Origin of the sequence: Flagellimonas lutimaris, from assembly GCF_003581615.1 — a bacterium.
GTDB classification, from domain to species: domain Bacteria; phylum Bacteroidota; class Bacteroidia; order Flavobacteriales; family Flavobacteriaceae; genus Flagellimonas; species Flagellimonas lutimaris.
Window position 1 is genome coordinate 119,974 of record NZ_QXFH01000076.1, and the last position, 23,290, is coordinate 143,263.

25 protein-coding genes and 1 other RNA gene are annotated in these 23,290 nt (G+C 40.7%); 13 read left to right on the top strand and 13 right to left on the bottom strand.

Annotated elements, in window-relative coordinates:
- Positions 1–35: 35 nt before the first annotated feature.
- From D2V08_RS13640 to ppgK, 4 genes are all read left to right on the top strand, one after another.
- On the top strand, positions 36–806 hold the full coding sequence (locus D2V08_RS13640; RefSeq protein ID WP_119608713.1) for a hypothetical protein: 771 nt from the start codon (positions 36–38) through the stop codon (positions 804–806).
- Positions 782–1,165, top strand: a complete 384-nt coding sequence (locus D2V08_RS13645; RefSeq protein WP_182835554.1) for a DUF3137 domain-containing protein — start codon at positions 782–784, stop codon at positions 1,163–1,165. The genes D2V08_RS13640 and D2V08_RS13645 overlap by 25 nt, the downstream gene beginning before the upstream one ends.
- A gap of 76 nt (positions 1,166–1,241) precedes the next feature.
- Positions 1,242–1,925, top strand: a complete 684-nt coding sequence (locus tag D2V08_RS13650) for a cell division ATP-binding protein FtsE (RefSeq protein WP_119608715.1) — start codon at positions 1,242–1,244, stop codon at positions 1,923–1,925.
- 97 nt (positions 1,926–2,022) lie between these two features.
- Positions 2,023–2,781 (top strand): polyphosphate--glucose phosphotransferase, encoded by a 759-nt coding sequence (gene ppgK / locus D2V08_RS13655; protein ID WP_119608716.1) that lies wholly within the window; start codon positions 2,023–2,025, stop codon positions 2,779–2,781.
- A gap of 205 nt (positions 2,782–2,986) precedes the next feature.
- On the opposite strand, the gene typA is transcribed toward ppgK, so the two are convergent.
- The 3 genes from typA to D2V08_RS13670 form a co-directional block, all read right to left on the bottom strand.
- Complete coding sequence (typA, locus tag D2V08_RS13660) at positions 2,987–4,786, bottom strand: translational GTPase TypA (protein WP_119608717.1); 1,800 nt, start codon at positions 4,784–4,786, stop codon at positions 2,987–2,989.
- 97 nt (positions 4,787–4,883) lie between these two features.
- Positions 4,884–5,441, bottom strand: a complete 558-nt coding sequence (locus tag D2V08_RS13665; protein WP_147374130.1) for a hypothetical protein — start codon at positions 5,439–5,441, stop codon at positions 4,884–4,886.
- Positions 5,442–5,506: 65 nt separating this feature from the next.
- Complete coding sequence (locus D2V08_RS13670) at positions 5,507–6,088, bottom strand: hypothetical protein (protein ID WP_119608719.1); 582 nt, start codon at positions 6,086–6,088, stop codon at positions 5,507–5,509.
- Positions 6,089–6,161: 73 nt separating this feature from the next.
- Between D2V08_RS13670 and kdsA the strand changes: the two genes are divergently transcribed.
- From kdsA to D2V08_RS13700, 6 genes are all read left to right on the top strand, one after another.
- Positions 6,162–6,980 carry a 3-deoxy-8-phosphooctulonate synthase gene (kdsA, locus tag D2V08_RS13675; protein ID WP_119608720.1) on the top strand — a complete coding sequence of 273 codons (819 nt, stop codon included), beginning with the start codon at positions 6,162–6,164 and terminating at the stop codon, positions 6,978–6,980.
- Between the two features lie 163 nt (positions 6,981–7,143).
- The gene (locus D2V08_RS13680) at positions 7,144–9,606 is read left to right on the top strand and encodes a TonB-dependent receptor (RefSeq protein ID WP_119608721.1); all 2,463 of its coding nucleotides are present in this window, start codon (positions 7,144–7,146) and stop codon (positions 9,604–9,606) included.
- A 9-nt stretch (positions 9,607–9,615) separates the two neighbouring features.
- On the top strand, positions 9,616–10,332 hold the full coding sequence (locus D2V08_RS13685) for a DUF4198 domain-containing protein (RefSeq protein WP_119608722.1): 717 nt from the start codon (positions 9,616–9,618) through the stop codon (positions 10,330–10,332).
- Between the two features lie 2 nt (positions 10,333–10,334).
- Positions 10,335–10,667, top strand: coding sequence for a hypothetical protein (locus D2V08_RS13690; protein WP_119608723.1), 333 nt, complete (start codon positions 10,335–10,337; stop codon positions 10,665–10,667).
- Positions 10,668–10,670: 3 nt separating this feature from the next.
- Positions 10,671–10,958, top strand: coding sequence for a hypothetical protein (locus D2V08_RS13695; RefSeq protein WP_119608724.1), 288 nt, complete (start codon positions 10,671–10,673; stop codon positions 10,956–10,958).
- A gap of 3 nt (positions 10,959–10,961) precedes the next feature.
- On the top strand, positions 10,962–12,533 hold the full coding sequence (locus D2V08_RS13700; protein WP_119608725.1) for a PepSY-associated TM helix domain-containing protein: 1,572 nt from the start codon (positions 10,962–10,964) through the stop codon (positions 12,531–12,533).
- Here D2V08_RS13700 and D2V08_RS13705 read toward each other — a convergent pair whose 3' ends face one another.
- The 3 genes from D2V08_RS13705 to D2V08_RS13715 form a co-directional block, all read right to left on the bottom strand.
- Complete coding sequence (locus D2V08_RS13705) at positions 12,534–12,899, bottom strand: DUF1801 domain-containing protein (RefSeq protein WP_119608726.1); 366 nt, start codon at positions 12,897–12,899, stop codon at positions 12,534–12,536.
- Between the two features lie 17 nt (positions 12,900–12,916).
- Positions 12,917–13,786, bottom strand: coding sequence for a DUF808 domain-containing protein (locus tag D2V08_RS13710; RefSeq protein ID WP_119608727.1), 870 nt, complete (start codon positions 13,784–13,786; stop codon positions 12,917–12,919).
- A 90-nt stretch (positions 13,787–13,876) separates the two neighbouring features.
- A complete protein-coding gene (locus tag D2V08_RS13715) occupies positions 13,877–14,332 on the bottom strand; it encodes a COG2426 family protein (RefSeq protein ID WP_119608728.1) in 456 nt (151 codons plus the stop codon).
- Positions 14,333–14,545: 213 nt separating this feature from the next.
- Here D2V08_RS13715 and D2V08_RS13720 point away from each other — a divergent pair, with 213 nt between their 5' ends.
- Positions 14,546–15,661, top strand: a complete 1,116-nt coding sequence (locus D2V08_RS13720) for an Sb-PDE family phosphodiesterase (protein ID WP_119608729.1) — start codon at positions 14,546–14,548, stop codon at positions 15,659–15,661.
- Between the two features lies 1 nt (position 15,662).
- On the opposite strand, the gene D2V08_RS13725 is transcribed toward D2V08_RS13720, so the two are convergent.
- Together D2V08_RS13725 and D2V08_RS13730 are read right to left on the bottom strand one after the other, a co-directional pair.
- On the bottom strand, positions 15,663–15,932 hold the full coding sequence (locus D2V08_RS13725) for a hypothetical protein (protein ID WP_220473407.1): 270 nt from the start codon (positions 15,930–15,932) through the stop codon (positions 15,663–15,665).
- An 80-nt stretch (positions 15,933–16,012) separates the two neighbouring features.
- A complete protein-coding gene (locus tag D2V08_RS13730; RefSeq protein WP_119608731.1) occupies positions 16,013–17,218 on the bottom strand; it encodes an NAD(P)-dependent oxidoreductase in 1,206 nt (401 codons plus the stop codon).
- Between the two features lie 300 nt (positions 17,219–17,518).
- Here D2V08_RS13730 and ssrA point away from each other — a divergent pair.
- Positions 17,519–17,919: a transfer-messenger RNA gene (ssrA, locus tag D2V08_RS13735) on the top strand.
- A gap of 235 nt (positions 17,920–18,154) precedes the next feature.
- A complete protein-coding gene (locus D2V08_RS13740; protein WP_119608732.1) occupies positions 18,155–19,381 on the top strand; it encodes a site-specific integrase in 1,227 nt (408 codons plus the stop codon).
- Positions 19,382–19,522: 141 nt separating this feature from the next.
- On the opposite strand, the gene D2V08_RS13745 is transcribed toward D2V08_RS13740, so the two are convergent.
- From D2V08_RS13745 to D2V08_RS13765, 5 genes are read right to left on the bottom strand one after another with little or no spacing between them, the layout of a single operon-like run.
- Positions 19,523–20,329, bottom strand: coding sequence for a DUF4138 domain-containing protein (locus D2V08_RS13745; protein ID WP_182835555.1), 807 nt, complete (start codon positions 20,327–20,329; stop codon positions 19,523–19,525).
- Between the two features lie 2 nt (positions 20,330–20,331).
- Positions 20,332–21,237 carry a conjugative transposon protein TraM gene (gene traM, locus D2V08_RS13750; RefSeq protein WP_119608734.1) on the bottom strand — a complete coding sequence of 302 codons (906 nt, stop codon included), beginning with the start codon at positions 21,235–21,237 and terminating at the stop codon, positions 20,332–20,334.
- Positions 21,218–21,844, bottom strand: a complete 627-nt coding sequence (locus D2V08_RS13755) for a conjugal transfer protein TraK (protein ID WP_119608735.1) — start codon at positions 21,842–21,844, stop codon at positions 21,218–21,220. The genes traM and D2V08_RS13755 overlap by 20 nt, the downstream gene beginning before the upstream one ends.
- Positions 21,845–21,855: 11 nt before the next feature.
- Positions 21,856–22,695 (bottom strand): hypothetical protein, encoded by an 840-nt coding sequence (locus D2V08_RS13760; protein ID WP_119608736.1) that lies wholly within the window; start codon positions 22,693–22,695, stop codon positions 21,856–21,858.
- Between the two features lie 2 nt (positions 22,696–22,697).
- Positions 22,698–23,258 (bottom strand): conjugal transfer protein, encoded by a 561-nt coding sequence (locus D2V08_RS13765; RefSeq protein WP_500683415.1) that lies wholly within the window; start codon positions 23,256–23,258, stop codon positions 22,698–22,700.
- Positions 23,259–23,290 lie beyond the last annotated feature (32 nt).

The following is a 23,290-nucleotide window of genomic DNA, read 5'->3' on the forward strand; positions in this document are numbered from 1 at the left end:
AAGAACCAAAAGTTTCTTTTTAAGAAAACTTTACTATGAATGGTTACAGCACCATTCAAAAAGAACTTTTGACCCTACTTCAACAAGCGGAAAAAAGAAGACGAGTCTATCGATTTTTTAAAGTGATGAATTCCTTGCTCCTTCAATTTATTCTTTTACTTGGAATTTCAATTCCCTTGTTCGTATACCTGTTCAGTTCCAAACTGACAAAATGGTTTGAAGCAATTCAAAACAAAGACCTATGGCACTTTTCCCCTCAATTATATATGCTGCTATTCTGGGGATTTTTCTTCTTTTTCATGATCCTTTCCAGAAGCCAGAAAGCCAAATATGGCACTATAGAAAAACAAATTATAAGAGCCGTTATAGGTAAGATAGCACCAACATTCAAGTTTGATGAGCACAAGCAAATTAACCCGAAAGTAATTGCAGAGAGCGAATTGATATCAACCCACCAGCTCCGATTCAAAAAAGCCACAAAAGTAAATTCAGTATATAATCTGAGTCGCGGAATATTTTCTGGGAAAGTTAGCAACACATCAATTACAATGGGAGCTGTAAAGACACTAAACCGCAGTGGCAATTCTTATTTCATGTATGTCCCTGGATTAAATTACCTCTACATAATTTACAACTACATTAGGCCATGGTTCTCCAAAAAACACACGCTTGAACAAGTAGGAAGCCAATTTTTAGGCATGTTTGCCATTGTCGAATTCAACAAAAATTTTAATGGAACAACTATTGTTTTACCCGATCAGTTCGAAAAAGAATCGGATACTTGGCGAAAACAATCCAGTCCATAAATATAAGCAGCAATCAATTGGTAAATCTTGAGGACACTGAATTTGAAAATGAATTTGTTGTTTATAGTTCCGATCAAATAGAAGCACGGTACGTAATGTCTACCTCGTTAATGCAGCGAATAACCCGTTTAAAAAAGAAAATCGGCAAGGCCATTATGTTATCCTTCAAGAATAACAAGCTGTACTTCGCAGTTTACCATCCTTATGGATTTTTAAGATTAAACGAAAGTAAAAACCTGATAACATCCAATGCGCTAGAACTATTATATGAAGACATTGTAAAGGCAATTGGCATTGTGGAAGACCTAAATCTGAATACTAAAATTTGGAAAAATGTATCCACTACAAAATCAGTTTAAATTCGGGAGAAATAGTGGATTTTAATGTCTCGTACCATATTTTCAAATACTTTTGTGTAACTATTGAAGTAAAATTATGCCCGAGACCATTGTAAAGTTACAAGATGTAGCCGTGTTCCAGAACGAGAATTTAGTCCTTAACCATATTGACCTTGAGGTTAAAAAAGGAGAATTTGTTTATGTAATTGGCAAAACTGGTAGCGGGAAAAGTAGTTTTATGAAAACCCTCTACGCCGACCTACCCTTAAAACAAGGAGCTGGAGAGGTAGTGGATTTTGATTTAAAAACCTTGAAAGAAAAAGATATTCCATTTCTACGCAGAAAACTGGGCATAGTTTTTCAAGATTTCAAATTGCTTCCCGATCGTAACATTAACAACAATCTTAGGTTTGTGCTTAAAGCAACAGGATGGACCGACCCAAAAAAAATGGACAATAAAATCGAGGAAGTTCTGGATAAGGTCGGCATGAAAACCAAAGGTTTCAAGTTTCCTCACGAGCTTTCCGGGGGGGAGCAACAACGCATCGCCATTGCCCGAGCCCTTTTGAACGACCCTGAACTAATTTTGGCGGACGAGCCTACAGGAAACCTCGACCCGCAGACCAGTGTAGAGGTCATGAAAGTATTGCAGGATATCAATCAAAATGGGAGAACTATTATTATGGCCACGCACGATTACGCCCTTATCTTGAAATATCCCCACAAAACGTTGAAATGTGATGCCAGTAAGGTTTTTGAAGTAATTCAAAAAGCGATATAATCACTACAAAACACGTATAGCCCACTGATTTTCAATATAATTACTTGATCAGTAAAAGTTTTTGTTACTTTGTCTAAACTAATTTCGCTTCCTATATATGGAAATTCTTGGTATTGATATAGGCGGATCGGGCATTAAAGGTGCCCTCGTAAACGCCGAAACAGGGGAAATGTTGACAGAACGTTTCCGAATTCCAACTCCAAAATCAAAAAAGCCAAAAGACATGGCCAAAGTCGTGGCCGAAATTGTGGATCACTTTAATTATAAAGGTCCTGTAGGCTGCGGATTTCCGTCAATCGTAAAAAATGGGGTCTGTATGTCTCCAGGAAATCTACATAAAAGTTGGGTAGGTGTGAATATCGATGAGCTGTTCACCAAATATACCGGTCAAGAATTTACCGTACTCAACGATGCCGATGCCGCTGGATATGCCTCCATGAACTATGGAATTGGAAAAGGAAAGAATGGACTTGTGGTTATGATTACCATCGGGACCGGTCTTGGAAGCGGTGCATTCTTTAATGGTGTTTTGATCCCTAATTTTGAATTGGGTCAAATTCCTTATAAGAAGCACAAGAAAATAGAAAAATGGGCCGCTGCCTCCGCAAAAGAAAGGGAGGAGCTCAGCTTTGAAAAGTGGGGCAAACGCTTCAACAAGTTCTTAAAGTATGTAGAGCTTATAATTTCCCCAGATTTGATTATTGTAGGCGGTGGAACTTCTAAAAAATGGGAAGAATTTAGCCACCACATCAATATTGAAACCAAGGTTGTCAAGGCCGAACTAATGAACCACGCTGGGATTATAGGAGCTGCCGTATCCTGTTTGCGCGAACAGCACCATGGCCATTTGCAATAATTTTTAAGTAGTTCAAGGCCAACAGAGCCAAGACTTTTACTGTCATTCTGAACGAGCAAAGCGAATGAAGAATCTATAGCAAATAGATTTCTCACTTCCAATAGCTATCGGGACGAAATGACAACAACTACCATTCTTTAAAAGAAAAGCGAATGAAGATCAGTTTCCTCACTCGCTTTCCTAAATATTCGAAGTATATTCTCGATTAAACTACTTTGTTTCTTTTTCTGTCCACTTCTTTTAGATAGATTTTTCTAATCCTCAAGTGGTTTGGAGTCACCTCTACGTATTCATCCTTTTGGATGTATTCCAAAGCTTCTTCCAAAGAAAACTTGATGGCCGGTACAATCTTAGCCTTATCATCAGCTCCAGAAGAACGAACGTTGGACAGTTTCTTAGTCTTGGTAACATTTACTGTCATATCATCTTGACGAGAGTTCTCACCAATTACCTGACCTTCGTAAATATCTTCTCCCGGATCAACGAAGAATTTACCTCTATCCTGAAGTTTATCAATAGAATAAGGAATCGCAGTTCCGTTTTCCATAGAAACCAAAGAACCGTTCAATCGCTGAGCAATATCACCTTTTAAGGGTTGATACTCGAAAAATCTGTGCGCCATAATGGCCTCACCAGCTGTAGCGGTCAACAATTGGTTTCTAAGACCAATAATTCCCCTAGATGGAATGATAAATTCACAAACCATTCTGGAACCTCTCGCTTCCATACTGGTCATTTCTCCTTTACGGATGGATACCATTTCCACGGCCTTTCCGGATACTTCTTCGGGCAAATCAATGGTCAAATGCTCAACAGGCTCACATTTTACTCCATCAATCTCTCTGATGATTACCTGTGGCTGACCAATTTGAAGTTCGTAACCTTCCCTTCTCATCGTCTCGATCAAAACAGAAAGGTGCAAAACGCCTCGACCATATACTAAAAACTTATCGGCACTATCAGTCTCTTTAACGCGAAGTGCCAAGTTTTTCTCCAATTCTTTTTCCAAACGCTCTTTAATGTGTCTGGAAGTAACAAACTTTCCATCCTTACCAAAAAACGGGCTATCGTTAATGGTGAAAAGCATACTCATAGTTGGCTCATCAATGGCGATGGTCTTTAGTTTTTCTGGGCTTTCAATATCGGCAACGGTATCACCAATTTCAAAACCTTCCATTCCAACAATGGCACAAATATCTCCTGCAACAACTTCTTCCACCTTTAAGCGACCTAAACCTTCAAACGTATAAAGTTCTTTGATTCTGGTTTTTACAATGGAGCCATCTCTTTTTACCAAAGAAACTTGCTGTCCTTCACGAAGCGTTCCTCTTTGCAATCTACCGATAGCAATTCGACCGGTGAACGAAGAGAAATCCAATGAAGTAATCAACATCTGGGTTGTACCTTCTTGTGGTTTAAATTCTGGAACATGCTCGATAACCATATCCAATAAAGGCTCAATGTTTTCGGTAGGCTCTTTCCAATCTTCACCCATCCAGTTGTTCTTTGCAGAACCATAAACGGTTGGGAAATCCAGCTGCCATTCTTCTGCACCCAATTCAAACATAAGGTCGAAGACCTTTTCGTGCACTTCCTCCGGGGTACAATTTTCTTTATCTACTTTGTTGATAACCACACATGGTTTTAAACCAAGGTCAATGGCTTTTTGAAGCACAAAACGGGTCTGCGGCATTGGCCCTTCAAAGGCATCAACCAGCAACAAAACTCCATCGGCCATATTCAAAACACGCTCTACTTCACCACCAAAATCGGCGTGACCAGGGGTATCTATAATATTAATTTTAGTGTCTTTGTAAACAACAGAAACGTTTTTGGAAACGATAGTGATTCCACGCTCCCTCTCCAGGTCGTTGTTGTCCAATATCAGGTCGCCTTTGTTCTCGTTATCTCGGAACAACTGGCAATGGTACATAATTTTATCAACCAAGGTAGTCTTACCGTGGTCTACGTGTGCAATGATTGCAATGTTTTTAATTTTGGACATAACCTAAATTTTAAGCCCGCAAAGATACTGCTATTTTTTTCTTGTATGCACACCTAAATGTTATTTTTATCTTATTGATTTTGTGGGAGTTCCAAATCTACAGACCAACACACCAACGCTTTTCGCTGATAATCCAACCAATACTCAGGTTGACCACGGGTTGAATAGTACCTTTAAATGGTCCTACATAATAGCCAGCACCCGCATCTATGGAGAAACTAAATCCTGAATCGTAACTACGCTGAACACCATAAACCAGGCCACCATAGCCGTGAATACCATCCACCAATCGCCCCTCGACCACACGGTCTCCTGGAGAAAAAATGGCTACCGTTGGCGCTACATAGTTCCCCGAATTCCCATAGATAGACCTTCTGCGTCTTTCTCTAGAATTGAGGTTGTGGTAATATCGGTTTTGAACGGTTATCGCTGGAAAAAAATCGAAATCTTCCAAAGGTTTTGAGCTTGCAGGTTCCAAAGCGGCCTGATACGCCACCCTGAAATCCAAAGTGCTGTTTACTCCCAGAGCCATTTCGTATTCGATTCCAGGGTTAAAGGCATTGAGCTTAAACTGACGGATTTCGCAGTTTTTCCCATATTGGGCATGCATAAAAAAACCTGTTGACAGGAATGCCAGAAGTAGTAAGCGACGCATTGTAGGTTAATTTGGTAGTATTATAACCCAAACTTTGCCAAAATAGTATGTCTTGATGGCTTTATTTAATCCAGATATGGGTCCTTTTTCTTTCTTTTGGTGGCCACCCAACCAAATGTGAAATTGAACAAGGGACCATAACCATCGGGCACACCGTCTCCCCTGTAGTATCCTGCGCCAACTTCCAGATTAAAGTTGAAGCCTTTCTCATAAGTACGTTGAATGCCATAGACCATTCCGTAAAAACCGAGGTTAAAATCGTCTGGGCCTTCAACATTAGTTGAAATTCGAAGCTGCGAAAAGAATATGGCCTGGGCCGCGGCAATATAATTCCCTGAATTCCCAGAGGTGTTTTTATCCAGTCTTTCCCTCCTATTAAAATTATGGTAATACCGATAACGGTTATTGGATGCCAGGCCAAATACATATCCCTCTTCGTATGTTGCCGTAGCCAAGCCCAAGTTTGTGGAGACGCTTTGGTTTTTGAAAAGTCCCAGCTCGTACGTAAACCCAGGGCTCAATAAATTCAATTTAAATTGATGGCGTTCCAGATGCGGCAAATCAAAAGTGCCGCCCCTTTCTTGCCATTGCGCTTGCGAAATGGTAGAAACAAAACAAAGAACAATGAAAATAAATCGATACGTCATGGTTAGTGGTTTATCTACATAAATCTAAAAAGGATGCCATCGTTTAATACTATATTTGTGCAAACTTTAAGAAATGGACATCACCAAAATTCCACAGATAAAACATACCGATAATGACAATTTTTTCTTGTTGGCTGGCCCATGTGCCATTGAGGGCGAAGACATGGCCATGCGAATTGCCGAAAAGGTAGTAGCCATAACTGACAAGCTCAACATTCCCTATGTTTTTAAAGGAAGTTTTAAAAAGGCGAACCGTAGCCGTATTGATTCCTTTACGGGAATTGGTGATGAAAAAGCCTTAAAAATTTTGAAAAAAGTTTCGGAAACCTTTGAAGTTCCAACAGTAACGGATATTCATGAAATATCGGATGCTTCCATGGCCGCCGAATATGTAGATGTACTTCAAATTCCTGCATTTTTAGTAAGACAAACCGACTTGGTGGTTGCAGCTGCTGAAACGGGCAAGGTAGTCAACTTGAAGAAAGGGCAATTTATGAGCCCGGAAAGTATGCAACATGCTGTAAAAAAAGTAACCGATTCGGGCAACGAGCAAGTTTGGATTACCGATCGAGGCACCATGTTTGGATACCAAGATATGATCGTAGATTTCCGTGGGGTTCCAACTATGAAACAGTATGCTCCCGTGGTTTTAGATGTAACCCACTCCCTACAGCAACCCAATCAATCTTCTGGGGTTACGGGCGGTAGGCCAGCTTTAATTGGAACTATGGCTCGAGCTGGAATCGCAGCGGGTGTTGATGGCCTTTTTATGGAAACACATTTTGACCCTGCCAATGCCAAAAGTGATGGTGCGAACATGTTGGATTTAAGTCTTCTGGAAAAGTTATTGACAGACCTGACAGCGATTCGCAAAACTATCAATTCGCTCTAAACAGTATTCAAACTGTTAAAATTTTACATCTATTTTTTTATCTATCAGCATATTATAAATTCGTTTTAAACACTATTTATAATTAGTCTAAATATATATTGCGTGATCAAACATTGAAATATATATTTGCGTCACAAACTTATTTAGACTAATTACAAATAAAATGAGGAATATATTACTTGTCTTAAGCTTAGCTTTTTTAGGGACAGTACAAGCACAAACAGGCAGCCTAAAAGGAAAGGTGACCTATCAAAACAACAACCCACTTGGCAATGTAAATATTGCCGTTTCTAACACCAGTTTAGGTACAAACACGGATTATTCAGGGGAATATAAAATATCCAATCTTGCCCCTGGCTCATACACCCTGACTTTTTCGATGGTAGGTTTTGGCGCACAGAACAAAACCGTAACCGTTTACGCTAACCAGACCACCAACGTACAAACAATTGTTATGGTTGAGCGCCAAGAACAACTCAATGAAGTTATAGTTGAAGCCAATCAAGTAAACAAGTTTACACGTAAAGCAAGTGTCTATGTATCTAAAATGCCACTCAAAGACATCGAGAACCCACAAGTCTACAATGTTATCTCATCAGAATTGCTGCAGGACCAGGTAATCACCAATTTTGATGGTGCCCTTAAAAACGCCCCTGGAATCGACAAACTTTGGGAATCTACTGGTAGAGGAAGCGACGGTGCTGGCTACTTTTCATTGCGTGGTTTTCCTGTTCAACCCACTATGATAAATGGTTTACCAGGATTAACCAACGGTAGCCCAGACCCAGCCAACATCGAATCCATCGAAGTAATCAAAGGCCCATCAGGAACTTTGTATGGCAGCAGCTTGATTTCTTACGGTGGTTTGATCAACATCAACACCAAAAAACCATACTACGGTTTTGGAGGAAATATCTCTTACACCTCAGGTAGTTATGGCCTCAACAGAGTAAGCGCTGATGTTAACACCACTTTGGGTGACCAAAACAACATTGCCATTCGGGTGAACACGGCATACCATACCCAGAATAGCTACCAAGATGCTGGATTTAGAAAGTCTTTCTTTTTTGCACCTTCACTGGCATTTCAGGCAAGTGATAGACTTTCGTTCAACATCAACACCGAATTTTACAATGGTAGGAGCACCAATCAAACAATGTTGTTCCTAGACCGTGGTTCGCCACTTCGTGTAACCAATTTGGATGAATTGGGTTATGATTTCAAACGCTCCTACACCAGCAACGATTTGTATATCGACACACCAACGTATAGCCTGCAAGGTCAAATGAACTACATTTTGAATGATTCTTGGACCTCTCAAACCGTTGTTTCCAGATCTAATGCCAAGTCTGATGGTTACTACTCCTACTTGTACGAGGTGACCTCAACGACCGAAGGCCTTTCAGGAAGCCCTATTTCTGACGGTATTATTTTGGCTCGTTACACCAGCAACCAAAACTCAGAAACATTAGGAACCGACATACAACAAAACTTTATCGGGGATTTTACTATTGGAACCATGCGCAATCGTATGGTAGTGGGCTTGGATTACCTTAAAACCAGGACCATAAACAACAGTACAGGCTACGGTAACCAAGGATTTATTTACGCTGGAGAAAACCCCAACGAATTCCAAGCCGTTGCCCCTGCCCTACATGATTACTTCGGAACCCCAATGGGAACAGGCCTGTATGACTCCGGTGTGTTGACACAAGCAGGTGCCGATGCTGGAATCGCGACCTTGGCCAACCCAGGGGCACAATTTAGCGAGGCAGAGCAAGAGATTTTAAGTGCCTACGCCTCTAACGTAATCAATCTATTGCCAGAATTATCCGCCATGGCTAGTTTGCGTGTGGATCGTTTCTCAAATGATGGATATAACCAAACTGCATTTTCACCAAAGTTTGGATTAGTTTATCAGCCTATTTTGAACAAAGTATCGTTGTTCGCCAATTATATGAACGGTTTCAGCAATGTGGCTCCCGTAACCGAGCTATCCGACGGAAATACATCCGTGAGAGCCTTGAACCCTGAGCATGCCAACCAGTTCGAGGTCGGTACCAAGTTGAACTTCTTCAACGATGGACTTTCGGCCACATTTAGCTACTACGATATTACCGTGAGCGATATGTCACAACGAATCGATACTGATGCCAACAACTATTTCTATACTCAAGACGGAGAACAAACCAGTAAAGGTTTTGAAGCCAGTGTTGTCGCTTCTCCTATCGATGGATTGAACATCATTGCAGGATACAGCTATAATGATAGCAAATTAGAGGAAGGAGATGCCAGCTTTACAGGGTTTAGACCAGAAAGTGCAGGCCCAATGAACTTGGCCAATGTTTGGGCAAGCTACAGATTTACACAAGGTACCTTGGAAAACTTCGGACTCGGATTTGGAGGTAACTACGCCAGCGAGAACAAAATCTTCAATAGATCTAATGGTACGTTTACTATTGATGAGTACACGATTCTTAATGCGTCCGCCTTTTACGATGCCCGTGACTTCCGAATCACTTTGAAGTTGGACAACATAGCCAACAAAGACTACTACAAAGGTTGGTCTACCATTAGTCCACAAAACTTAAGAAGTCTTTCTGCCAATTTCACTTATAAATTCTAAGAAAACAAAATGAAAAAACTAATTGCAACCCTATTGCTTATTCCCTTACCCGTTTTATCGGCCTCAGCTCACTATTTGTGGATTGAGACCAACAGTAGCGGAAAGTTGGGCAAAGCACAAGAAGTTCGTGTTCATTACGGGGAATACACCTATGGTGTAATTGAAAAAGTGGAGGGCGAAGCTTTTCCGGCTGTTTCTAAATTTACTTTATGGGTTATTGCCCCAGATGGCACAAAGACAAAATTGAGCAGCGAAGCCAAAAAAGACCACTATTTGGCTAGTTTCACCCCCTCTCAAAATGGCGTTTATACCATCGCTTTGAACAACAATGAAATTGATGTAATCGATTACACTCAGTACGACTTCGGTATTTTCAAAACACATTACCATTCAACAGCAAAGGTTCTGGTTGGAACTGATGGTGACACGAAAACAGCAAATCGAGAAGGCATTGTGATAAAGCAGTTGGAAAATGATGGGGAAGAAATCAAACTTCAAATATTGTACAAAGGTGAACCCATCGTCAAAAACGAGCTTAAAGTCTATGTTTCCGATCTATGGTCCAAAACATTGTACACCGACGATAATGGTGAAGTTTCTTTTGGCCTACCATGGGATACTAAATACATTGTGGAGACCACGACCAAGGAAGAAGTTCCAGGCACCTACAATGGTGAAGCTTATGAATTTATCTGGCATTGCGCTACTTATTGCATAAAAAAATAAGCATGGTCACCGGAATTTCTCTACTCACTTTTATCGCCTTTTATCTACAGTACAACACTTCTAAAAAAATGTCTGCAGTAGGAAACCTCGGTTTTGAGAAATGGATTGGTGCGCATAAAAAGACATCTCAATATGCCAGTTTGGCCCTAATGGTTTTATCATTTGGGCTCAGCTGTTTTTACTGGGGAATAGGTTCCGGGACGTTTACTTTTTTTATCCTCTTAATGACCATTGCCAGTCTGGTGATACTTTTAGCCCCCTTACGATTGCTGAACTACCGTTTTTTGGGCGTCCCTTTTTTATGCTCCATCCTTTTTGAATCCTTATTGTTCTGAACTATGCCAGCCAACAAAAAATACTTGACCCCATCGCCTTGGCAACGATTTGCTAAAATAACCGCCGCCATTTTTGGTGGGCTTATCGTTGCAATCCTATTCCATTTGGCATTGGCCAGTTGGTTCAATCACGCAGCCGTTATCATTACCAGTACTTTTTCGGCCTTTATTCTTTGGGCCGTTTTAATGGTGGTTGCCTTTTTGGGCAAAAATGGCTGGAGAGTATGGGGCATTTACCTTTTGGCCAGCCTAGTGCTCTTTGTCATATTCTATTTTGGAAACCAAGTTTAAACTATGGGAAACCGTATCTATAACATTTTATTTCACACACATACCGTAAGTGGCATTGTAATCAGTGTTGCACTATATGTAATTTTCTTTACAGGTTCCTTCTCTTTTTTCAGGGATGAAATTGCCAATTGGCAACATGGGCATGCCGTGAGTCAAGAAGATGAATTGCCCGGTAGTGTGGATGGGCATCTAAATGACCTTTCCAAAAATTACAACCTATACGGACGGGATGTGGAATTAAGGCACTATTACAACGAAAGAAGTATTTCTGTCAACTTGAGTGCTGCAAAGGATTCCTTAGCTTTAGAAGAGGACAAATCACCTGTATTCTTCTATTTGGACCCTGTTGCCAAAACCAAAACAGACACCTATGCAAGTAATTATCATCTGGGCGAGTTTTTATACCGCCTTCACTTTTTAGATCAAATCCCCTACCCCTATGGTAGATATTTGGCAGGATTGGTAGCATTCTTTTTCCTGTTCGCCATTATCACTGGAATCTTGGTGCATTGGAACAAGATTGTCTCTAATTTTTATACCTTCAGACCTTGGGCCAAGCTAAAAACCATTTGGACCGATGCTCATACCGCTCTAGGCGTTATCGGCTTTCCATTTCAGTTTGTTTATGCAGTTACGGGAGCTTTCTTTTTGCTCAAGGGCATTTTGATTCTTCCCGTTGTCATGGGGCTATACGATGGTGACCAAAACAAATTGTACAAAGATTTGGAGTACAACCTCCCTGTTTATGAATTCCAGAACGAAAAATTGGACAGTACCATCAATTTAGACCAATATGTTGACGAAATGAAGTCAGATTGGGGCGATTTTAGGGTTACGGAAACACACATTTTCAACTACGGAGATAAAAATATGCATGCTTCCATTAGTGGCTATTTGGGGTATGAAACCAAATTGAATGGATTGGGGTACCGTATTTACAAAATTGTAGATGGTTCCATTGCTCAGGAAAAAGTGCCCACCACCAATAATTCATATTTGGATGGTGTTAAAAACATGATGTTCCGTCTCCACTTTGGCGATTACGCAGGGTATGGGTTGCGAGTGATATCCTTTATCCTGGGATTGGTTTCCTGCTTTGTGATTCTGTCAGGGATTATGATTTGGCTCGTGGCACGCGATAAAAAGAACATTCCAGAAAAACGAAGAAAGTTCAATCAACAAGTGGCCAATATTTATATGGCCATTTGTCTGAGCATGCTACCTGTTACCGCTTTGGAATTTATCATCGTAAAATTTTCTGAACAGGTGAATATGACCCTTTTGTACCAAACCTATTTTCCGATTTGGTTAGTTGTTTCTATATTTTTCATTTTTAAGAATAATATTGCCTTTACCAACAAATGGACTTTGATTTCAGGTGGTATCATAGGATTGTTGGTTCCAATTGCAAACGGGATTACTACGGGAAACTGGTTTTGGGTGGCTTATCAGAATGAATATGAGCACATCCTACTCGTGGATTTGCTTTGGTTGAATCTGGGTATTGTGTCGCTTTGGATTTCCTTCTTTAAACTGAAAACCAAAAAAGTAGATTTAAAACCGTTACCCAATTGATTATTTCCAGAAGCCTTTGTGATTTACAGCTTCCGCATCCTGGATGACAGCCACAAAAACTTCAGCATCAATATCCTCCAAGGTATAGTAACGGAGTGACCGCATTACTTTTCTGCCTTCGGTAATCATTTTATCCAAATGAACAGAAAGATGTGCCGAACTCCAAAAGCCCACATCCACATAACCTTTTTTTCGGGAAGCATTGAAGTAGCAGAAAGGTTTTCCGTTTAGGTAATAGAATGGCAGTCGGTATTTATATTTCAGTTCCAAGTTAGGAACCGAAGTTTCCACCAACACCTGCAATTGTAGCAATATGCTTTTGAAAGGTTCTTCTTGGTTGATGATATAATCTTCCGCTGGGTTCATGCAAGAGAGCTTGGATTTTATTTACGCTTGAACAACGTTTTAAACAGCTTCATCAAAAGAAGTGCAACGAAACCAATGACCAACCCAAAAATAAAATCTTTCGGAAGTGTGGGCAGGCCTGGGAACAAATGATGGAAAAATTCAATATTATGGATAAAGATTCCTCCAGAAACCAATAGCAAGGCCAAAGTTCCGATTATGGAAAGTGATTTAATTATAATGGGTAATGCATTCACCAGTGCCCTACCCACTTTATCAGAAAAACTATCATGTTCACCATTTAGGTTGATCAATCTATATCCATAATCGTCCATCCGAACAATTAAAGCCACAATACCGTACACGCCAACAGTGGCCAATAGCGCTACTACGGAGACTGTTGCTATTCGTATTGTCAAAGGTTCGTTGACCACGGTGCTCAATGCGATAATGACTATCTCAATGGAGAGTATAAAATCCGTGATAATCGCCTGCTTTATTTTTTTCTTCTCCAGTTCTGGCAACTCCTCTTCAGGAATATCAATAGGGTCTTCAATATGTTCTTCTTCGTTAGAGTGAAAAAAATATTCGTACACTTTCTCCGCGCCTTCATAGGCCAAATACACGCCTCCCAAAATCAAAATAACCGTAATGGCAACGGGCAAATAGGCGCTCAACAAAAATGCAATCGGAAGAATAATCAATTTGTTTAAAAAAGAGCCTTTGGTAATGGCCCACAGCACAGGAATTTCCCTGCTGGACAGAAATCCAGTAGCCTTTTCGGCATTTACGGCCAAGTCATCACCTAAAATGCCAGCTGTTTTCTTGGTTGCAACTTTACTCATAGTTGCCACGTCATCCATAAGTGCAGAAATGTCGTCCAAAACAGCAAAAAAACCAGAAGCCATAGAAATCTTTTAGGTTAGTGAAAAGTCAAAGATTGGAAGCAAAATAAATAAATCCAAGCTTAACTGCCCATATTAAAGCAGTAAAAAGTACTATGCTCCTTCCATGGACAACAAAGTGGCCACCCAAATAATAACGGAAGAAAAGAAGATTCCGATAGTGTTCGCAGCAAATGCCTGTCGTTTTTTCATTTTAAAAAGATAGGCGGCAATACTTCCCGCGTAAACCCCTGTGCCTGGTAAGGGAATCATTACAAAGAGTACAATGCCCAAAAACCCGAAGCGCTGTATTTTTTTACCTGACCCTTTTTTGGCTCTTTGCCCTACAAAAACAGCAGATTTTTTATAGAATCGCCATTTGACCAAATGACGATTGACGTACTCCAAAAAAAACATCATCATAGGGAACACCAATACATTAGCACCAAAACAAACAATAAATACCAAGTATTCATTTACTCCTTGGTACATGCCATATGGAATGCCCACTTTGGCCTCCCCAAATGGTGAAAGGCTCCAAAGTGCCGCTATAATTAAATCGATGTGCAAATTACCGAGGTTTTAAGCTGGCAAACCTAGCAAGGAATTTGCGTTTGACAGCGTTTCAAACCCTTAAATATTTATTAATTGTGATTTCGTTTTCTCTCAATTTTCTAGCTAAAACAACCTAACTACTTTACCATCAGGTTAACAGTTTGTAAAATGTTTCCTTCATGATTGAAACCCATTGCAAGGTTTCATAGTTTTGATAAAACCATCATTATGAAATTCCAACCGTTTTTTATCGCACTTCTTGTCTCCTCATTTCTTTTTGCCCAAGAACATTCGCACCAAAGTTCCAGGACTCTTGCTTTTCCCGACATACCTGGATTCAAAACATTGAAGACAGATTTACACCAGCATACTGTTTTTTCCGATGGGAATGTATGGCCCAACATTAGGGTGATGGAAGCACTCAGAGATAATTTGGATGTAATTTCCCTTACCGAACATATAGAGTACCAACCCCATAAAGAAGATATCCCGCACCCAGATAGGAATAGATCCTACGAAATAGCCCTGAAAGAAGCTAAAGACCATGACTTGCTTTTGGTCCATGGATCCGAAATTACCCGACAAAAACCCATTGGACACAACAATGCCATATTTATAGCAGATGCCAACAAATTACTGGTAAATGATGCAGAAGATTCATTCGCCGAAGCTAAAAAACAAGATGCCTTTGTGTTTTGGAACCATCCTGCGTGGTATGCCCAATCACCAAAAGGTAATCCGATTCTTAGCGATTTTCAAAAAGAACGAATCCAAAAAGGAGAGTTGCACGGAATAGAGGTAATCAATACCGGGGATTATTCGGAAGAGTCTTTGGCCCTTGCCTTAGAAAACAATCTGACCATAATGGGGACCAGCGATATCCATGGACTTATTGACTGGGATTATGTAGAAAAAGGACATACCCGCCCTATTACCCTTGTCTTTGCCAGGGAAAAAACCAAGAAATCCCTTAAAGAAGCTTTGTTTGCAGGAAGAACAGTTGCCGTGTTCAATTCGTTATTGGTCGGGAAGAAAGAAAATCTGGTTCCTTTACTTAATGCTTCATTAAAATTAGAAACGGCCAAATACATTGACAACACTTCGATTTTGGAGGTTACTTTAAAAAATGTAACCAGTAGCGACTTGATTTTTGAAAATCAAATGCCATATACCTTCTACTCGAGTTCACCTGTTTTTACCGTACCAGCGGGAAGCACCAAAACCCTTCATATCAAAACCTTGGAAAAGAAAGCTGACCTTCAAATAAAGCTAAAAGCATTAGGGGCTTATATTGCTCCAAAAGAACATCCTATTGTTACTTGGAATATTAGATTAAAGGAATAGCTTATGCCACGGAAGAAAAAGAAGAACCATTGATTGCCTGATCAAAGTCAGGTGATATTTTTATGGCATATTCTTTTGGGGTTTTGTCTGAAATGGACACCCACTGTTTGTCGACATTCACATCGAAATAGAAATTGGTGAAATCGGCATCAACATCGAACCTGGACAACAGGAATCTCATGATTCTTGGTCTTAGACTGTATTCCAAATCAATACAGGTTCTTTTCAGTGCTGGATTGTCATCTCCAGAAAACACCCAATTAAACGTCACTGGCTTTTGAGAATTAGGACATACAATATACTAAAAAACAACCCATTACCAACTTTTGGAGCCTTTTTTGGGGTATACGGCTATTCTTTACCGTCCACATAGTGTTGAAGGTAGGCGTACCGAGGGGTCAGCTTCCCATTTTGGGTCATGCGTGCCCTGTCCAGAAGACCATCGTTGTCCTCATTAAAAAATGATGGAATCACGTATTTGGAGAATGCTTCTCCAAAACCAACGCTTGCATCACGAGGTAATTCACATGGTAAGTTGTCCACAGCCATGACAGCAATGGCGTTTTCATTTTTAAAATCGGTCTCTGTTTCGGAAACAGGGTCATACCCATAAATGGGTTCTGCGATGGTGGATGGACGAATAGTGGATGCTACAGGACCATCGATATCACAACTAATGTCGGCCACGACCTTAATTTTGAAATCGGACCGCTTGGCATCTTCCCGAGTATATAAATAAGGAGCGCCATCGCCATAAAAATGACCAGCGATAAAAAAATCCGTTACTTTGGCAAAGCGGAAAAAGTTAGACTTGTACGCTTCTGGGTTTTGGAAAAAATCTGCTTTATTGCCTTTGACCCCATCTTTGCGCTTAACGTAATGGGAAACATCGATTTGGCAATAAACGGGTTCGTTAAAAGTTTTGGATAAATAATCATCGGCACTAACTTCTCTTAACCCCATAGCATCGAGCATTTCCTTGGCTCCATTGCCCACTCTTCCCCTTCCGGTCAGTAATATTTTGATGTTCGGGAGTCCTATGTTCTTCAATTCCGATATTAAGGCCTGTTGATCTAACAAGCTTTCAGCTTTGGGCAATTGGAACAAATTATACTTTAACCCGTAGGCCCTAAATCCGTTATAAGCACCTACAATTCCAGCATAACGGCCAAAGGCTACAAGTCTACTCCCCTTTTGATTGGTTATGACTTCGTGGTCGTACAATTCGATGTTCTTTGCTAAAATAGCTTGGAGCAATTCTCTATTGTAGGGTTGTTTTTTGATTGTATGTGAAAAGAAAAAATATTTTTTATTGGGAATCAATGCTTCTATCGGAACTTCCTTTACACCCAAGAGCACCTCACAGGATTCCATATCTTGAACAACTTCGAGCCCCTTATCGGCGTATTCTTTATCTGAAAATACGCGAATTGGTGATGATTCAACAAAAATTTGGGCTTTGGGGAATTTGGAAAGGACATTTTGACATTCCTCTGGTGACAGTACTACCCTACGATCGGGTGGATTTTTACGTTCCCTGATGATTCCGAACTTCATAGATTATTTTGGTATAATTGTTGACCAAAATAAGGGTAATAGGAAGGGTAAGCAAACTTTTTATTGTTTGATGGATATGGTTTACCTTTGCCGACCGCGTTAGGGATAGAGTCAAGTACCTAGTACAGACGATAGCCCGGCCAAGATATTGCGAAGCGAGGTCTTGGAAAAGCCAACACTTCGACTGTGCTCTGTGCAGGCTAAGTTCTTTGATAAAAAAATGAGAGTTACGTTTAGGCCCTTCGACTTCGCTCAGGGCATAATTCGTTTACGGTAAGCAAAGCTTACCTAGCTCATTATGGGGCCGACCGGTTTTGACAGCAAGACCAATGGCGATGTAAGCATGTCGAGCGCTGGGATATAGCTCGTTAATCTTATGTTTCACACTTTTTAATTGGCGAAAATAATTACGCTCTTGCCGCATAATCTGAATTATAGTAGGATTTGCCTCGTCCCTACAAGGTAGGGAAGCGAGATGTTCCTGAATAGCCCTTGTTGACGGCGATTCGTTTAGGAGCACCAAAAAAGTCAACACAAGGGTGTCCGTTCGCTTTGGCGACACCTCTAAAACCTAAAGAAGATAAGTGTATATTAGGCCGTATCTGGTCAGGTATGCATCGAAAATTAAGCAGATACTAAGCATGTAGAAAGCGTGGTTATTGCTTGTTTGGACGAGGGTTCGAATCCCTCCGGCTCCACTAGAAGACCATCAAAACAAAACAACAAACCTGTAAGTCATTGATTTACAGGTTTTTTTATTTTATTTAGTTTCATTTAAACTCAAATGAAATCAGTTTAAAAGGAACCAAATCGATACCCATTCTAAAAATTTAAAAAAGGTATCGATTTCTCTGTAATTTATTCTTTTTTAATGGTTTACAAAACTCCATAGAGTTATTTTTCATACCTTTATCGACATAAATCGATACCCAAAATATGTCAAATTCATTTGCAGTCTTATTTTACCTTAAAGACAAACGTCTCGATAAGAACGGCAAAGCCGGACTATACCTTAGATTAACCGTAAATGGTCAACGATCTGTAATAAGCCTTCATAGAAAGATCGATCCTGAAAAATGGGACTCGAGAATGAACAAATTGAAAGGAAAAGGCGTTGAAGCAGAAGAATTAAATCGATTCATGTCCACTGTTCGTCATAAGATAAATAAGATTCACCATGAATTGGTAGAAGAAGGTGAATTTTTCACAGTGCATGATGTAAAGGATAAATTTTTAGGCAACGACAAAAGGGTTAAGATGTTGTTGGAACTCTTCGATGAGCATAACCAACAGATGAAGAAGCTGATTGATATTGAATTCGCCCTGGGGACATACAAAAGGTATCATACCACAAGAAACCATGTGGCCGAATTTATCAAAACCGAATTCCGAAAATCTGATATCCCTATCCGGGATGTAGATTTGAAATTCATCAAAAGGTTTGAATTCTTCCTAAAGACCGATAAAAAATGTAATCACAATTCGGCGTTGAAGTACATCAACAACTTTAAGAAAATCATCCGAATGGCAGTTGCCCATGAATGGATCAGTAAAGACCCATTTTACAACTATAAAGTTCAATTCAAAACCGTTGAGCGTGAATTTCTATCCAAAGAAGAACTACAAGCTTTGGTAGATAAGGAAATTACAGGAGAACGCCTCAATGTTGTAAGGGATATGTTTGTGTTCTGTTGTTACACCGGCCTCTCCTATGTTGATGTCCAAAAATTACATCCAGAACATATTGTAAAGCATATTGACGGTAGTCTTTGGATAAAATCCCAACGTACCAAAACAAAATCCAGATTGGGCATTCCCCTACTCCCAACTGCATTATCCATAATGGAAAAATACAAGAACCACCCGAAGGTCATCAATGGGGATTGTGTTTTACCCGTACTGAGCAATCAAAAGTCCAACGCCTATTTAAAGGAAATTGCAGATCTCTGCGGGATTAAAAAGAATTTGACCACCCATTTAGCGCGACACACTTTTGCAACCACCGTTACGCTTTCCAATGGAGTTCCCATAGAAACCGTGGGGCAAATGCTGGGACATAAAAATCTACGGACCACTCAACACTATGCAAAGATTATTGACAGGAAAGTTAGTGATGACATGGCTGCATTGAAAGAAGTTTTGGGTAAGCAAAATATAGGGTAAGTTGAAAAAACATAAATCCGCAACTGACATATTTCAAGCAAATGACGATGCAATCCTGGGGTTGAACAAAACCTAGAATTCTGGGAACATAGGTAAGTGAATTTCCATAATCGTCAAACAAGAGGGATAAAGGCTCCCTGCTCATGGCTTTATCAATGAAAGAAGCCTATTTCCGTTTAACTCATATAAAGTTACCTGTAATCGTTCTTTGTCGCCCAATACGAACTTGGGCACAACGTAAACGAACCGATTCATTTTTCCTTTCTTGACAATCTCTGGACGGTTATAAACATAGGAAATCCCCAGAGGCTTTTCCTGATAGGCGGTTCTTTTTTTCTGACTTCCAGAAATGATATTCAAGTCTAAGGTATCCACCTCAAAATCAATTCCGGACCGGTTTCTGATTTGAAAGACAAAATATACTTGCTTCCCTTGATAAATCATATGCTCCAGTCTAAAAAGCATTCCTTTTTTACGGCGGACAGCCAAACGTCCTGGCTTTTTCGTCAGGAGTATTTCACTTATCCTTTGATATGATTCCTTTTCCTGGGTCAATGCATCCTTTTCCTGATAGGATTTGTTTTTGGTTTCATACAAGGGGCGTGCGCGTCCTACATGATCATCGGGCCCTATAAAGTAATTATATCTAGAAATATCCTTGGAATACGCAAGGTTATAACTGTAAACCGATTCATCAGAGGTAATCACCAGTAAATTACTTTCTTGTCCAGGCGTCGCTTGCAGTAGGCCGTAATGTGCTTCATGATCCCTATTGTAGGTAAACACAAAATTCTGATGTCCTGTTATCGCCTTCCGAATGGGGCTGGGAAAAAACAAGGCCACATTCTTGTAGTCATTGGCATATAGCGTATCCAATGTGTTTTGGCCATAAGCCCCTATGGAAAGCATTAGGACAAGGCTACATAAACAAATATGTTTCAAATGCATAATCATGGTTTTAGGATCAATTTATAGTTATGGGGAATTTCCACTTTGATAGATCTATTGTTCCTTTGAAAAATTCGTTTGACGCTTCCAACCTGAGGAATTCCAGGAAGGTTGATATCTCCAAGGGTAGCATCCAGAACACTTTCTTTGACTTCACCACGCAAGCGGTTCACCAAATAGATACCCTCCAGCCCATCCTGAAAATCATGGGCCTTTAGCGTTACCTTATGTGCTCCTATCCTAAAAATCTCCAATAGGATACGATTTGGCCTGATTTTTATGAATCCATACATGCGCAGGCCTTTGGAAAAGTGATTTCCATGTATTTGAATGTCCGAATCCAACCTCAGGGACAAACGATGACCATCCGCAACAATTTGACTCCCATCCACGTGGGCGCTAGCGACCTGTTCAAACAGTAATTGTGGTCGTGAGTCAAAGAACAGTTGATGTGAAAGTCCAAGTTCCTGCGGTTGTTCTGACTTGACAACCTCCATATCATCCCCATCTTGCTCGATGTCCACAGCTCGATCTATGGCCTGCAATGAATCTTTTCTTCCTTTACGAACACCTCTGTCATAAAAGGTCTTGGATTGATAAACACTGTCAATGATGCGATGCTTTTCATACTCCATGTAATCTGGGTTGAAATACCCCTTCTCATCCACCATATGTTCTGGATATATGGACGGTACATTGGTCTCAGTTTCTTTTTTAATGGCCTCCACAGCTTCCAGTTTAGTGCTAAAATCAACCTGGTAGTCCTCCAGGTCGGGGATAGGCATACGTTCAGGATCCAATTCAGGTTCCTTATCCCGGCCAAAGGTCATAATGGAATATACCGCAATGAACAGCACGACACAGACCATGACCAGCACAAAAACAATCTTATTTTTCTGTAGTTTCATATCCTTTAATTTTACGGAGTGAGTTTTCAAAAAAATCAGTGATCAACAATCCATGTGGATTGTGTGGAAAATTTCGTTCCACCGGTATCAAACGCCCCGTAGTGACCAATTCATAGACATCCGTAACGGAACCTCTGTTGATCTCTATGATAATACGGGTTCGGAATGTCATGGAATCCTGTTGCACAGCAATCTTGGAATCTATACGCTCGACCTTTTGTACCAGGGAATACTGCAACAATCTATTGTAGAAGCCATTGGCCTTCTTTTGCTGATAGACTTCTGCGACCGTGGCATTCCCCAACCATAGGGCTCTTTCCATATTGCGCTCATAACTTCCTGCATCCACTCCATAGAACCAACGATGGAATTGTTCCAAATGGGCCAGTGCTTCCACTTCCATATTTTGTTTTTGATCCGCCCATACCAAAGGAATGACGTTGCCATTCCCATTGATTATGAAGGCATTGTCCAATGCCTCTCTATGAATTTTAGCCATAAGGATCAATGCAACCACAGTGACCAAACCAGAGGCAATGACCACAGAAAGTACTACCCATCGGTTCAACCGAAGTTGTACTTGTATGTTTTTAAATGGTGTTTTCATGTTGTTATATATTATCCGGTGAACAATCTCAGTGTAAAGCTGGTGGCCCTTCTGTACAATTTGAACTTGAGCAATACAATGAACCCAATGGTTCCCAACTGGATGATGGAAGCGAAAAACTCACTGCCCCAATCAAAACCGAACAAATTGCCCCAGAAATTGGTGTTGATCTCCGTATAGAGGTTGTTTACAAAAACATTCACCAAGAAAAAGGCGGGCACCAACATATAGACTCCGGCATAAAGCTTGAAAAAGTTATAGGCCAAAGTGCGGAACCTTTCAAATACGGCCAGACTGATGACCAAGGGAAAAAAGGCCTGCATGATACCCAACAAAAAGTAGCGTTCCGCCAAGAACAAGGGATAAATAAAGAGATCCATGAGCCATAAAATCACGCCAACAATGAATGCCAACACCTTCAATCCGTACAACGGGGTAACCAATGCATCGTACAAGAGTGCCATGGCCTTCTTGGCGGCTTCCAAGGCACCCACATCCCGCTCCAAGTCCACATCTTGTAACTGCAACGGGAGGAGTGCCGGAGCCGTGTCCCGGTATTGCGTTTCAATGGCAACCAAAATCCCATCGAACACCCCCAATACCTCTGTGGAGAAAATGACCAAGAGCACCACTATAAAATTCTTGGCCAATTCCGTCGGGGTCAAACCCCAGGTATGACCATCGGTAGAGGCAATGCCCTCATTGTATTTCTTCAAAACGTTGACCAAGAAGAACAACACGGCCAAGGTCTTCATCCCAACAATGGTGTACTGTGAAAAGTCACTGTCCTTAATGGTCTGAAAGACCGCATCCACATATTCCAATCCGATACTCAAAAAGAACCCAGCCATCATCAAAACGTTTTTTCCCGATGATTGATAATATCCTGCATCCTTCGAAAGGAGATAATCTCCCGATAACGACGTGTCTTGACCTCCAACTCGGCCACCATTTCCTGTGATAAGGCTTTCTTCTCCATCAAAATGGCCGTTCGCTCTGCATCGGTCATTTTGAAAAGGTCACTCGATAAAACCTGGTTCACAAAATCAAGATCGGTCACAGCGGCGTCTATAATCTCCTCAAAGGATTCTGATATCCGTTCCACTTCCCTGGCCTTGATATAGGGCGAATTTAAAATAGCTTTCAAATCCGTTTGCACCGTCCGAAACAAGGTCTCATTGTTCCGTGCCAGTTCACGTACCGCCTTCAATTGCTTGACAACATTATTTACCTTGACAATGTTCTCCTTCTGTTCTTTCAAGAACTCAACGGTCTTCAAAAGCTCCGAAGTCTGTTTGGCAGACTCCAACAGCGATTTGGTCATACTGATAAAGTTCGTGTTGTCGTACACTGGCATCCCCTGGCAGGTAGCACCTGCTGGCAGTAAAAAAGACAAGGACAGTGCAAAGACCATTACCCTGCTTTTCTTCGATAGGGCTTGTTTCT